Annotated in this window: 12 protein-coding genes; 5 read left to right on the plus strand and 7 right to left on the minus strand. The window is 57.9% G+C overall.

Translation table 11 applies throughout. The features are described 5' to 3' along the window. Nucleotides 1–2: 2 nt before the first annotated feature. The gene (gene virB11, locus FIU94_RS17295; protein ID WP_040701958.1) at nucleotides 3–968 is read left to right on the plus strand and encodes a P-type DNA transfer ATPase VirB11; all 966 of its coding nucleotides are present in this window, start codon (nucleotides 3–5) and stop codon (nucleotides 966–968) included. A gap of 139 nt (nucleotides 969–1,107) precedes the next feature. On the opposite strand, the gene FIU94_RS17300 is transcribed toward virB11, so the two are convergent. From FIU94_RS17300 to FIU94_RS17315, 4 genes are all read right to left on the minus strand, one after another. Beyond that, nucleotides 1,108–1,926 (minus strand): hypothetical protein, encoded by an 819-nt coding sequence (locus FIU94_RS17300; protein ID WP_007121049.1) that lies wholly within the window; start codon nucleotides 1,924–1,926, stop codon nucleotides 1,108–1,110. Nucleotides 1,927–2,323: 397 nt separating this feature from the next. Next, nucleotides 2,324–3,313 carry a TniQ family protein gene (locus FIU94_RS17305; protein ID WP_083545780.1) on the minus strand — a complete coding sequence of 330 codons (990 nt, stop codon included), beginning with the start codon at nucleotides 3,311–3,313 and terminating at the stop codon, nucleotides 2,324–2,326. Then, nucleotides 3,259–4,116, minus strand: coding sequence for a TniB family NTP-binding protein (locus FIU94_RS17310; protein ID WP_071974414.1), 858 nt, complete (start codon nucleotides 4,114–4,116; stop codon nucleotides 3,259–3,261). The genes FIU94_RS17305 and FIU94_RS17310 overlap by 55 nt, the downstream gene beginning before the upstream one ends. Then, nucleotides 4,094–5,722 carry a Mu transposase C-terminal domain-containing protein gene (locus tag FIU94_RS17315; RefSeq protein WP_093455154.1) on the minus strand — a complete coding sequence of 543 codons (1,629 nt, stop codon included), beginning with the start codon at nucleotides 5,720–5,722 and terminating at the stop codon, nucleotides 4,094–4,096. The genes FIU94_RS17310 and FIU94_RS17315 overlap by 23 nt, the downstream gene beginning before the upstream one ends. A 183-nt stretch (nucleotides 5,723–5,905) precedes the next feature. On the opposite strand from FIU94_RS17315, the gene FIU94_RS17320 reads away from it, so the two are divergent. Together FIU94_RS17320 and FIU94_RS17325 are read left to right on the plus strand one after the other, a co-directional pair. Beyond that, the gene (locus FIU94_RS17320) at nucleotides 5,906–6,745 is read left to right on the plus strand and encodes an NAD(P)H-binding protein (RefSeq protein WP_152467151.1); all 840 of its coding nucleotides are present in this window, start codon (nucleotides 5,906–5,908) and stop codon (nucleotides 6,743–6,745) included. Beyond that, nucleotides 6,745–7,392, plus strand: a complete 648-nt coding sequence (locus FIU94_RS17325; RefSeq protein WP_051372683.1) for a glutathione S-transferase family protein — start codon at nucleotides 6,745–6,747, stop codon at nucleotides 7,390–7,392. The genes FIU94_RS17320 and FIU94_RS17325 overlap by 1 nt, the downstream gene beginning before the upstream one ends. Nucleotides 7,393–7,960: 568 nt before the next feature. Here the strand turns inward: FIU94_RS17325 and FIU94_RS17330 are convergent. Continuing rightward, nucleotides 7,961–8,299: a DUF736 family protein gene (locus FIU94_RS17330; protein ID WP_065331505.1), complete on the minus strand. Its 339-nt coding sequence runs from the start codon at nucleotides 8,297–8,299 to the stop codon at nucleotides 7,961–7,963. Between the two features lie 1,238 nt (nucleotides 8,300–9,537). Between FIU94_RS17330 and FIU94_RS17340 the strand changes: the two genes are divergently transcribed. Next, complete coding sequence (locus FIU94_RS17340; protein WP_152467152.1) at nucleotides 9,538–10,719, plus strand: Fic family protein; 1,182 nt, start codon at nucleotides 9,538–9,540, stop codon at nucleotides 10,717–10,719. A 44-nt stretch (nucleotides 10,720–10,763) separates the two neighbouring features. Then, complete coding sequence (locus FIU94_RS17345) at nucleotides 10,764–11,198, plus strand: hypothetical protein (RefSeq protein WP_254702672.1); 435 nt, start codon at nucleotides 10,764–10,766, stop codon at nucleotides 11,196–11,198. Nucleotides 11,199–11,322: 124 nt separating this feature from the next. Here FIU94_RS17345 and FIU94_RS17350 read toward each other — a convergent pair whose 3' ends face one another. Both FIU94_RS17350 and FIU94_RS17355 read right to left on the minus strand, forming a co-directional pair. Further along, the gene (locus tag FIU94_RS17350; protein WP_254702667.1) at nucleotides 11,323–12,045 is read right to left on the minus strand and encodes a TniQ family protein; all 723 of its coding nucleotides are present in this window, start codon (nucleotides 12,043–12,045) and stop codon (nucleotides 11,323–11,325) included. Further along, the gene (locus FIU94_RS17355; protein ID WP_254702679.1) at nucleotides 11,982–12,779 is read right to left on the minus strand and encodes a TniB family NTP-binding protein; all 798 of its coding nucleotides are present in this window, start codon (nucleotides 12,777–12,779) and stop codon (nucleotides 11,982–11,984) included. The genes FIU94_RS17350 and FIU94_RS17355 overlap by 64 nt, the downstream gene beginning before the upstream one ends. Nucleotides 12,780–12,841: the final 62 nt, after the last annotated feature.

The raw sequence follows: 12,841 nt of genomic DNA on the forward strand, positions 1-12,841 counted from the left end.
CGCTGCCTGCGTCCTACTTAGAGCGATATCTTGAGCCGTTTCGCGATTTGCTGCTGCGCGACGATGTCGTCGAAATCGCAATCAACCCTGATGGAAAAGTCTGGGTCGAAGCCGCAGGTGACGCGGCAATGCGTCATGAAGGTCAGACAGTTGACCGTAGCACGGCATTCAATATGGCGCAGACAATCGTCGGTGATGCCAATGCCCGCGTATCAGAGAAAAACCCGCTGGTGTCTGGCAAAGTTGAATATGCAGGCCGACCTCTGAGAGTTCAGGTCGCGGTTCCACCTGCCATTGAACAGGGTGCCTCGATCACTATCCGTCTGTTCGCTACAGCGGGCGTGCAGGGGTACAAACCATCCTATCTTTTTGGCAAAGCTGTCTCGCTCGACCAACTGAGAGCTGAAAAGATGAAAGACATTGCCAGCCAAGCTGAAGAAAACCTCGAAGCCGCGTTAGAGGCCTTGGTACATCAAAGGCTCAATATATTGATCAGTGGTGGCACATCGACTGGCAAGACCACCTTTGCCCGACATCTTCTTACTCATGTCGATGATGGCGAACGGCTGATCACGATTGAAGATGCGTTTGAACTGTTCCCTAGCCAACCCAACACCGTAGCCCTGCTGGCAAGTCGCAGCACTGGATCACAGAGAAGCGCTCACGCGCTTCTGCAGGCGTCTTTGCGGATGCGCCCGGACCGTATCATCGTTGGGGAACTGCGCGGGGACGAAGCCTTAACTTACCTCGAAGCGATCAACACCGGACATGGTGGGTCAGTCTCAACCATCCATGCGGAAACAGCTGAGCTGGCAATCGATCGGTTAGCCATAATGGTCTTACAAGCGGGCACGCCGCTCACCTTCGCTGAGGTGCGGAAGTACATTCAGAAGTCGATCGATGTTATCGTCCAATTGGGTCGAATGGACGGGAAACGTGGAATCGCTGAGTTCTATTTGCCCAACTAGGCTCAATAAAGCGCGACGATTGCGGCCATTCGCTGCGCACCGTATCAACTTACACTACGCGGGACATTTCAGACCTTCGCTGCACGTGCGCGAATGTCCTGTCCAGCGAACCGTTCAACAAACGGTCCTTTTTGGAAGGCTATGTTCGTCTAGCTAAAAACCAAAGAACCAAACAACAGAGTGCCGGCGCTATGTACCATATTTCTGGGCCGTCCAAAAGTTCTAAAAAACGTGTCGGAAAGTCTTTGTCCGGCTGCAAGGCGGGGTCAAAAAATACGGTCCCAAAATTCCGATCCATACTTATGAATCCCAGAAAATAGCTTAGCCGTGAGATGAGCATCCAGGTCATCCAGATCATCAAAGTGGCGAAACCTATTCGCACGACCTTTGAAAAGGTGGAGCGCAGTCGATTAAATCCGGCAATTGTAAAACCGAACAGGCTTAGGGCTAAGAGTATCGCAACTACCACCTTGTTCATTTGTAGCGAATTAAGGATCGCATCAATTTGATAAGACGAGGAGGATGACGACAAAGGTGGATAAAGCGTCCAGCCATCTGGCGCGACAGGACCCGATAACGATGAGGGGAAATTTATACTGGTGATTGGAACGGCGAGGTAACATGCAAGAGCTAGCCACATCGCCGCAACGACCCATGCCTTGAAATGAAGTGGCATGGTTTTTTGTAGGCGCATCACAAGCACTGCGAGGAATGCGGGAATCAGAGCCAAGTAAACTAGGAATGCCAAAGGGGCGCGCGAAATCGCGCTGGCTTGATCAACATTTGCAAAGCAAAATGTTAACTGGCCCTCAGCGCAAATATACTGAAGCCCAGGGGCCATCAACTCCATCCGTAGGATCATCTGCAACGCTAAAAGTGCAAGCCCGACAAAAAGGGCAACTACCGTAAATATTGCTGCAGGGATCTTCGCATTCCTGCGGACATCGGCGCTCATCATTCCTTAAACTTCCATGTCGTTGACGTGCTCTGATCACTGATGGTCGATGCACTGTTTCTCTTCAAGTAGATTTAAATTCTGCCTTGTTCCAAAAACCCTCCTTTTTGGCACAACCACGAAACTCCTCGTTCGATGCTGCCTTAAACCCCGTTCAAAACCCAAGTGGTTGTTGAACGTTTTTGCCTCCACCGGGATAGCAGACTTTAGCTGCATCGCAGAAATTCGGCAAAGAGGGCTCAATCAGAACCACCGCTGCGCCGCGTACGCAAGTCCGGTCTGGATTGGCGAACGGCACATGCCGTCTGTCACTGTACCCTAATTAATCAGATTCTGCGGATTGGAAGCGTTTTCGGCAGATTCTGTACCCTTAATTGCAATATATCCACAGGGCGCTGCGTCAGTGGCTGACACAGCTTTGGCGCTTCCAGATTGCATCGGCTCGTGCCAGAAGCGCTTGACGATCTGCATCGGCACCGAGCTCGGAGATGGCCTGACGGGCAGCGTCTAGGGCCTGCGCAGACGTCTTTTTGGGCGACGTCGCCCTGGCAGATCGGTCAACGGGACTGCTTTCCTGCCGACGTCTTCGCGGAAGTCGCATATCGAGGTTCATCGACAGCTTGCGCACCTTCTCAATCAAACGTCTGCGCTGAGGAAAGGCGCGTCGGAGATCCCAGAATGCTTGTTCATTTCCGCGCAGCAAGATGGCCACTCCCAATAATGGACGGGCTGAGCAGACATCGACAGCTGCGAGTGCTATTGACCGCTCCAGTTGACACCGCGACGTGAGTGGCACGCTGTATACCAACTCAAGTACTTGTAAGAGGCACAGCGTATGGCTGATCCGCTGCATGTGCCTCAGATCGGCGGCGGCAACCGCCGTCTTCAGCAATGCCGCGCCCCGAGCGGCGCGGACACGTAGCCTGTTTGATAGACCATCGGCCGGATGCCTCGCCACAAGAGGTCGACCACAGTTTTCGCAAGTCAGCGACCAGGCGAAGCGCCAGTGGCGCAGGACCAGTCCCGAGGTTTGTTTCGAGCAGTTTGCGCAACTTTGGAAGTCATCGCTAGATACGCATTGAGCGGGATGATGCGTCGTGTCCGGGAGGGTCATGGCCGCGATCTCATCCCGGGTCTGCTGAACCGCCGGACATAGCCGAGCCCAGTTCACATGCCCAAGGTCACCCGCATGCTCCGGCACCCTGCCCTGCCCCAAACCGAGATAGCCGCAAAGCTCTTCGACGGAACAATGATTGGCCCGGGCCAACCGCCCGATCCAGCTCGAGAGAAGCTCGTCGGATACCGGTGGCGGTCGACGCGGCAATGGGTTCACGGTCACCCGAACTCCGCGATGGGTTGGCGCGGAATGCTCCAAGCATGCTTCGCCCATACCGGCTGCCAGGCCTGAACGGCCTCATCGGTGATCCGCTCCTCACCCGTCTCGATCGCATCGATGGCCAAGGACTTGATCATGATGAACACGCGCGAGGTCACACCGCCCGTCACTTTCAGGATTGTCCGAAGCGACGCAACCGTGAGGCCCGACCGCTGCTCAAGTGCCATCGCGGCAATCAGCGTTTGGATGAGCCGAGAGAACTCCACGTCGTCCTCCCAGAGCGGCAGGTAGTGTTCGTCCAGGCGACGGGCCAGTTGGTCGTCACCGCGGACGGCCTCGAGCGCTTCGTTGACACCGAAAACGACAAGCGAGGCACAGAGATCGTTGGCCAAGAACCGCAGCATGTTCAGGAACCGGCGTTGCTCCCGGTAACTACCGGCAAGCAGATTGTGCACCTCGTCGATCATCAGCATCTTCAGGTCCATATCCCGAAGATGACTGAGCGCGCGGACCTCAAGTTCGGACACGGTATGCCGCCCCCACATCGGCGCCCCGATCGTCGAAAGGATGTGCTGGTAGAAGCGTCGCTCGTCCGGCGCTGGCGGCGCCTGAACCAGCAGGATGGGGGTCTTCGTGATGCCCAGTTCTGCGTTGTACTGCGTCGGATACTTGCTGGCCATGCGCTTGGCGATCATCGTCTTGCCAATACCGGAACTGCCATAGACCATCAGGCCAGGCATCCGGCTCTGCTGCGGCATTTCCATCAGGGACGTCAATCGGTTGAGAACAATCGTGGCACGGTCGAATGCGATCCAATGATCGCTGCGGATGCGGTCAATTCTTTCTTCTGGGGTCATCAAACTCTTCAATCGGATAAGTGGGGAGGTCTGGGTTACCAGTGTCGATGGCGAACATTTCTCGGGACGGATCGCGGCGCGGCTGGTGCTTGGGAAGCCGCGTCTCGCGTTCGCTCTCCAGACGGGCGGTCCTTGTCTTCTGACGCGCCGCCTCGGCCAGTCGTCTCTGCGCGTCGATCACCTGGAACAAGGCCTTCTCGTTGATCCGACCGCCATGCCTGTCTTGCCATTCCTTCCGCGCCCGACGACTTTCCCAAAGCGATATCCGAGGGTGGCTCAGATCCCGATACCGAGCCGGGATCATGCGGCCATCATTGACGAGAACCCAGACCTGCGACAGGTCCCGCGGGTCGTACTTCACCTGCACCTTGCCGCTGCCCCGTCCGACCAACGACGCGAAGGCATCACTCCAGTAGTGCACCCCAAAGAGAGTGATCCCAGTGCGCCCGAGCTGGCGCAACTCAAAAGGCAGGAAGCTTGTCCGGAAGGCTTCGACATCGACAACCTGCCGCCCCGCAGTGTCTCCGCCCAAGTCAGCCCAAGCGGCCAGCGGCGTTCGCCCGAGGGCTTCGTGGCGGGTATTGTGGTAGCGGCAAATCTCCAGATGAAGCCAGTCCTCGAACTCGGCCAGGGTCAGAGCCGCATGTTTCTCGCTGTCATAATCGCCCTTCTCGGCAGCGGAGGATTGCGTGGTCCCGGGCAAAACATGAACAGCCCCCATGGCCGTTCCGATCAAACGTTCGATATGACCTCCGAAGTGCGTTGCACCAGGCGGGCGGTACTCGACGGCAATGCCCCAATCTTCGCAGGCCGATGAGAAGGCGTCGCTGTGGAACTCCTGCGCGTTATCGACATGGATCGCCTTCGGGATGCCGGATGTCGGCCAGACCAATTCTTCCAGCTTCCCTGGGACGTGGATCGATTTCCGACGCACACAATGATCGAGGCAGAGCGCGATCGAAAGAACTGATGGTGCATCAAAGCTGACGAAGACCCCGAGAACGATCCGGGTTGCAACATCGATGGCTACCGTCAAATATGGGCGCGCAAGCGGTCGCCGATCCACGTGATCGACCAAAATGATGTCGGCCAAGGTGTGATCGATCTGAACAATTTCCAGTGGCGTTCCAACCGCAAGCCGGCCCGGACGTGCCGCAAAAGTCTTGTTCGCCTCCTTGGCACCACGGCGCTTTCTAACAATCTCTTTCTCGTCCATTGCATCGAGCCGAGCTTTCAGCGTTTTTCGTGCCGGTGGCTGGAAGCCCTTTGCCTCGCATTCCGAACGGATCTCACGCCAAATTCGCAGAAAGCTGGAGCGTTCGCGGACCAGATAATAGCGCCGTAGGCGTTCATCGATGAGGTCTTCGACTTCTCGCGCGATCCGTTTCGACCCCGGTTTCGGCCCCCGGCGACTGAGTTCCAGTGCTGCGGCCCGCCCATCGTTCTCGCGCAAACGGCGGTAAAGCGACCAGGTGTGGCTCTTCGCCAAACCTAGTTCCCAAGCAGCATCTCCGATTGCCGCACTGATCGGCTCACCCTTCTTCTCAAGTTCCAGGATCGGACGGAGGACTGCTGCTCGATGTTTTGCAAGACGCTCGCTGACCACGCCAATCCCTGCCCTATTCCTGTCAGCACTTATCCACAGAACTGACCGTATGCTAATAAAGGGTACAGTATGGCAATTAACGGTACAATATGAAAATTAAGGGTACATCGTGCCGCTGAAAACAAACGATAATTTTAAAGGCAATTCTGATTAATGAGGGTACAGTGACAACTTGGCCGGCAGGTGGTCGACCTGCTGGTTCAGGCAGGTGCCGGGCCGGTCATCGCGATCTCGCGCACTCCCGACAAGCTTGCCGATCTGGCGGGAAAAAGAGTCGAGGCGCGCGAGGGCGATTTCAACGACCCGGCTTCTCTTGAAGCAGCCTTCGCGGGCGGCAAGCGTCTCCTCATCATCTCCACCGACGATCTGGAGCCGGGCAAGCGGCTCGCAGCTCATTCCAATGCGATTGCTGCGGCCAAGACGGTAGGTATCGACCACATCGTCTATACCTCCTTCGCAGGCCCAGTCGCGGAAAGTCCAATCGGATTCGCTCAAGACCACGAAGGGACCGAGAAGCTGATCACGGAAAGTGGGGCGGATCATACGATCCTGCGCAACAATATGTACACCGACTTTCTGTTGATGGGCGGCCAGCAGAGCGTCGCCATGGGCACGCATTTCTCCGCCGCAGCAGATGGCAAGACCGGATATGTGACACGCGCGGATTGCGCCCGTGCCGCAGCCGCGGCGCTAATGAAAGCTACGGGAAGGGAGACCCTCGATATCACCGGGCCGGAGACGGTCAGCCAGGCCGAGGTCGCGGCGATCTTGTCCGAAATTGCGGGTAAGGAAATCCCCTATGTCGCCCTGCCCGCCGAGGATCTGGTGCAGGCGATGATCGCAAATGGACTGCCGGAGTTCATGGCGAGGGTCTTTGCCTCCTTCGACGAAGCAATCGCGCAGGGCTATCTCGATGTGGCCAGCGGCGATCTCGAATCGCTCACCGGCAAGCCCGGACAGTCGGTGGCCGATTTCCTGGCCGCTAACCGCGCGGCGCTTCTTCAGGCGCCGCAGGAACAATAATGCTGGAAAATGTCATGAGGCTTTACAACGCGAACTTCTCACCGAATGCGCTGCGTGTACGGGCGGTGGCGCACGAACTGGGCGTGGAACTCGAAATCGTCGAGGTCGACATCCGTGCCGGGGACAACCGCGCGGCGGAATTTCTTGCCCGCAATTCAAATGCAAAGGTGCCTGTTTTGGAGGACGGGAATTTCGTGCTCTGGGAGTCCCGGGCGATCTGTGCCTATCTGGCCGGGATCCGGCCCGAGGCAGGGCTCTATCCTGATGGCCTCAAGACGCGGGCCCTCGTCGATCAGTGGGCCTGGTGGCAAGCCATCCACCTAGGCCCGGCGATGCAGAAGTTGTCCTTTGAGCTGTTCCTCAAAGAGAAATTCGGCATGGGCGATCCTGATCCTACTGTGGTCGAAGCGGAACGGAAAGCCACCGATCAGTTCCTTGCCGTTCTGGAAACCGGACTCGACGATAAGGATTGGATTGCAGGCGCACTCAGCCTTGCCGACTTCTATCTGGCGACCACATTCATGTATCGCGACCAAGCGGGGATTTCGCTGGACGAATTCCCCAGAATCGCGGGCTGGATCGGCCGGCTTGAAGCGCGTGACAGCTGGCAGAAGGCCGTAGCACCGCTTCTTGCGCTCTTCGCCTGACATCGCGCTCGCCGCGATGATTGAACGATCTGCATCACGTCCGGCGATCGGCGCGCTATCAGATTTAGACATGAGCAGGAAGCGTCGCATGACAGAAATTAGCCGCAGACAGCCGCGACAACCAACCTGACAAGAGTTCCTCCGGAAGCAATGCGGCGGTTTTGGGATGTAGATGCTGTGTCTCATCCCGATCTTTAGAGTTTTCGCGCGGAGTGTATTCATCAGGTCCGATAACTCAGCATCCGTCGCGCCAATTGAGCACGTGCCGTTCGTCCAAGACAAAGACTGATCTCACGGCCTCCGCGAGCGGGATGCCGAGCACAGTGTAACCGTGCAGGACAGCTATGCGGGTGTCACTGTTCCCTTAATTCTTGGACGCTGATGTATGTGACCGTTCAGAACCGCGGGGTCATGCTGCCCTGAGCAAGGGTGGTGTAGGACTTATGAAGCTCGCAATGTTGCCCGCAATAGGCTGCTTCGGGGCTTCATATTTCGTTCGTTCACTCAAACCGCTGTCGTTCCCAGGAACAAGAAAAAACCAGACCGCCGGAGCGGTCTGGCCGTTGGCTTAGGCGGCGTCTTTGGGGCCCCAAGGGATGACAGCCTGCAGGGACAGATCGTCCTGGTTTGCGGCCTTGCCGAGGTTGGCGTTGAAGCCGTGGTCGCGGATGGTCAGCGTGTAGTAGTCGGCGCCGGTCTCCTTGTTCTGCTTCTTCCAGATGCCGCCGCACTCGACCAGCTTGCCGCGCGGGGAGCGGCCGAGGACGCGGTGCGTGGGGGCCATCGGGTTCGTGCTCGCGACGGGTTCGACCGTGATGTCGAGGTCGAAGGTCAGGGTCGAGATGGAGCCGACGCCCTTGGCGGTTTCGATGTCGGTGCTGGTGAATTTAATGCAGTTCGTGGTCATTGCTCTTCTCCTTGTTTGCATTGCAATGATGGTCACCTTGCAGCTGGCCAAGGCCCGGCCACACCGAAGGCGAAGCGTAGCGGAGAGGGGCAGGCGCCGGTCTTTTTGGCGCGCGAGGAATGACCCGTAGGGTCAGGGGAAAAAGATCGGCGACAACCTTTGTGGACGGGACGACAGCTGCGACCAGCATGTCATGCAGAGCAACACATCGGGAGAAGTGCGGTGGCCGCGAAGGACACCCAGGTGAACAGCCGATGAAACTGCCGGGGGCGGTGTCCTTTCTGCCCTCTCACCCCGAGCCGCAGCCGGACGGGTTCGCGCTTTGCCGAGCCTTGCCTAACGTGGCGCGACCGCTTGCCCGTGGTAAGTTGGTCGAGTGAGGTGCCATCTGGCTGAGCGATTTCAAGCAGACCGCCGTGGCATCTGCACCGGGCGCGGGTCATCCCGATTTCGGACCAACCCTCTTCGGCATCCCAATAGTTTGCGATTTTTTACATCGCGTCCAACACCGACCCTCTGCCAGCTTTGGCCAGAGCGATCCGGCGGTTGTCGAAACTCCTTTGCGGTCAATGATGGCAGAACAGCATGTCCGGCAAAGCGAGGACTAACACCGGCTGACACGGGAAAAACGAGACTATTGAAGCGACCCGCCCCGCCCCAGCGACCGTTACCGAATGGCCGAGATGAAGCGTTGCCACGACCATGCGACGGCTGGTCGGGCTGGCTCCGGAGGAGACGGCACGGCCAGCGGTACGTCGCAGGGAGAGGCAGCGTTTCAGCTCGGGGAGGGCGGCTGCATGCAGCCGACCGAGTAGGGCGCGGTCCTGACCAAAGGGCAGGATGATTTATGGACAACAAGCACCCACGAATTCCGTTCGCCGATTTGATGAAACTAACCCCGACTCGGAATGTAACAGATACGACCTTTGGCCTTCTTCAGCCATCCGAGTTGTCGTGCGCGTAGCTGCCATATCGCGTAGGACGCCCGTAATGCGGGCCAATGAGCCGAAAGGTCTCGATTGGCGACTCGTGATCGATGGTGTTCTCTGGAAGAGGCTATTCCGCACAGGCATCGGGAAGGATTCCTGCAACCGAGAGCAGTAGGAAGCTGCCATGAACCCGCTCATATTGCCACTGACCTACTCTCACCACGTTAATTAAACCCGCTTATCTTAGCCTACCCACTATTTAAGCGAAGCCCGTATTGCTTAAATAAAAGAGGGGCATCATAGTGAGCTATGACCGATTCAGACCCCAACCAACGCCTTGGCCGCTTTGTCGAAACCCCCGTTGCAGGAGAGACGGTCCGCGCCTTCGTACCACCTCCCCTGCCTCCAGTCCCAACAATCGACGTACTGGGGCTTCTCGACCGACTCAGCCTCGCGGAGCGCGCCTTAGGGCGGCTGGATGGCATCACGATGCTTCTGCCGCGCCAGGAACTGTTCCTCTATATGTATGTCCGCAAGGAGGCCGTACTTTCCTCACAGATCGAAGGAACGCAATCGACGCTGACAGACCTGCTGCGTTTCGAGACCGAAGCACAGGCGGGCCAGCCAATCGATGACATCCGCGAGGTCTCGAACTACGTCGATGCCATGATGTACGGGTTGGAGCGCCTCGAAGACTTGCCACTGTCCCTGAGGCTAATCCGCGAGATGCATGCGCGTTTGCTGCAAAGCGGACGTGGCGGCACCAAGGACCCCGGGGAGTTTAGGCGCTCCCAGAACTGGATCGGAGGGACACGTCCCGGTAATGCGCTGTACGTTCCACCCCCCGTCACGGAACTGGACAATTGCCTCGGCGCGTTTGAACGCTTCATGCACGACGACCAGTCCCGCCTTCCTGCTCTCATCAAGGCAGGACTGCTGCACGTCCAGTTTGAAACCATCCACCCTTTTCTCGACGGCAATGGCCGCATCGGCAGGTTGCTGGTAACATTGTACCTCTGCGTCAATGGGGTGCTGCAAAAGCCTCTCCTCTATCTGAGCTTGTTTCTTAAGACGCATCGCGCTGATTACTATCGCCTGCTCCAGGAGGTTCGTGAGCATGGTCAGTGGGAGGCTTGGCTTGACTTCTTCCTCGCTGGCGTGGCGGATACGGCAAACCAGGCATTTGATGCCGCCACGCGGATTGTTGACCTGTTTAAGGAGGATCGCGAGCGCATTTCAGCGCAAAGCGATCGCGCCGGTTCGTCACTGCGTATCCATGAACTGTTCCAGCAGCACCCCTTCCTGACCGCGAACCAACTGGTCGAGTACACCGGTCTGTCGGCTCCGACGGTGAACGCGGCCCTCGCCGACCTCCAACGCTTCGGAATTCTTGAGGAGATTACTGGGAGGAAGCGGGGGCGTGTTTTCAGCTATCGCGCCTATCTGACCATCCTCAGCGAGGGTACCGATCCGCTACCCACCACTGCCTAGAGAAAGGTGCGATGACAATTGCCATTCGACCATGAATGTCAATCGTGGCTGGGTTGCTCCCCTACAAGTTCGGGCAATGGCTCGGCGTGCCCATGACTCTCAAACTCGTTCCAATAGATCATGGCGAACTCTGCCACGGCTGGGCGTGGTCCATCGATGATGAGGACGCACTCGCCGAACAGGTTGCACGTATAGTTCTCGGCCAATATCGCCACGTCGCCAAGATCCTGAGCGGTGCGGGGGTGCCGGGACCTGCTGCCAATGCCGAGCAGGCGACTGCAGCGATCAAACAACTGACGTTGGCGGAGGGTGACGATCCTTGGCACCGTGATGGCTGGCTGTTCCAGGCGATATCGTGGATCGCCGCGCACCAGCAGCCTGCCGCTTCGCTCACCCGGATGCCTCATATTCGCAAGGCCGATGTCGCGTTTCCCTTAAATCTGAGACGAGACGCTTTCGGCATTGAGTTTTGCCTTTAATTGCGAGATTCGGCTGTCATGGGGCCTTTGCTTCTCGCGTGCCTTTGCGCGATGTGATCGACCGCGGCTAGCAATCGATGCTCCTTCTCGAAGGCGCGCAAGAGAGCAACCTTGGCAAAGTCGTCTATGGCGGAGCTGACGATGGCTGCCTTAGCCAAGGATGAGATCGCGCGGCGGCGATTGCGGCAAGGCACAACAGCCTCACTTCCGGTCTGTGGCTCTGAAGAGCGAACAAGGGCTCCCCGTGGAAGGTTTTGAGTGACATGGCAAAGGTGACTGCGCGCATTGCGCGCCGAAGTTGCCTGGGGCCTTGCGATCGCGCGGCGCATTCAAGCATCCCTGCCCCGCGGCGCGCTCGGTATATCAGTTTGTCGGATATTGGTTCGTCACCGGCTTTGCCGAGGGTCTGCACAAGTCTCGTCCCGCAAACCCGACAGTCGAATGCCCAGGCCCGCCTCCAATGCCTGAGCGAAAGGCCCTCTCGGGAGCATTGCAGACAATGCTGGAATGGCATCTGGGCCGTCAGCGATGCTTCTCGTGGCGTCATTGCCGGAAAGGTCAAAGATCGCACGACATCTGGGGCGACCCGTGCGGCATTGGCAATCTTCTCTGCCGCAGCCGCGTCGATGCTGAAGTCCAAGGCGGTGCCATGCGTGGTATCGATTTCGATATGAGCCAGCAGTTCCGCGTCATTACAGTAGTTGGCCGCAGCCAACCGAGACAACCAACCTGACAACAACTCGTCTGGAAGCGGTGCGACAGTCTTTGGCAGCGGTCGCAGCGTCACACGCCGGTCTTCTCGAGCCGCCGATGGGCGTTCGCATGGCGCGACCAAACCGGCGTCCATTTTGCGATTGCGTCATCGGTGATGCATTCCTCACCGGTGACAATGGCCTCGATGGAAAGATCCTTGACTAGGGCGAAAATGCGCGAGGTCACCCCACCGGTCAGTGCAAGTATCTGCTTGAGCGACTTGACCTTCAGATTGGATTTTTTGTTGAGGGGCATTGCCGCGATGAGTGTCTGGATCATATCCGAGAACTCGGCATCATCGCGCCAGTTTGGCAGGTGATGTTCGTCCAGCCGCCTGGCAAGTTGGATATCACCACGGATGGCATCGACAGCCTCGCTGACCCCGAGGCAGACCAGCGACACTTCGAGTTCATTGCTGAGATACCGCAGAACATTGAGAAAGCGTCGCTGTTCGCGGTGGGTCCCGGCCAAAAGGTTGTGAACCTCGTCGATCATGATCATCCGCAGGCCAAGGTCACGCAGTAGCGCGATGACACGGACTTCGAGGGAAGCCACATTTTGAGCGCGGGCGCTCAGTGCCGTCGCCGGGGCGCCAACGGCGGCCAGGATATGCAGGTAAAACCGCCGTTCATCAGGTGCGGGCGGCGCTTGCAACAGCAGAAGCGGTGTGCGGGTGATGCCTGATGCCGGATCGTATTCTGGTGCGTACTTGCGCGACAGGTTTCGGGCAATCATCGTCTTTCCAATCCCGGAGGCGCCATGCACAAGAAGCCCAGGCATACGGGTTTGTCGTGGCGCTTCGATCATGCCCTGCAAGCGGTCCAACACCTGTTCCGCCCGTGGAAAGCCGATCCAGATATCCGATTGAATGAGGGCGATCCGGCCGTCTT

This window comes from Sulfitobacter sp. THAF37 (assembly GCF_009363555.1).
Classification (GTDB): Bacteria; Pseudomonadota; Alphaproteobacteria; order Rhodobacterales; family Rhodobacteraceae; genus Sulfitobacter.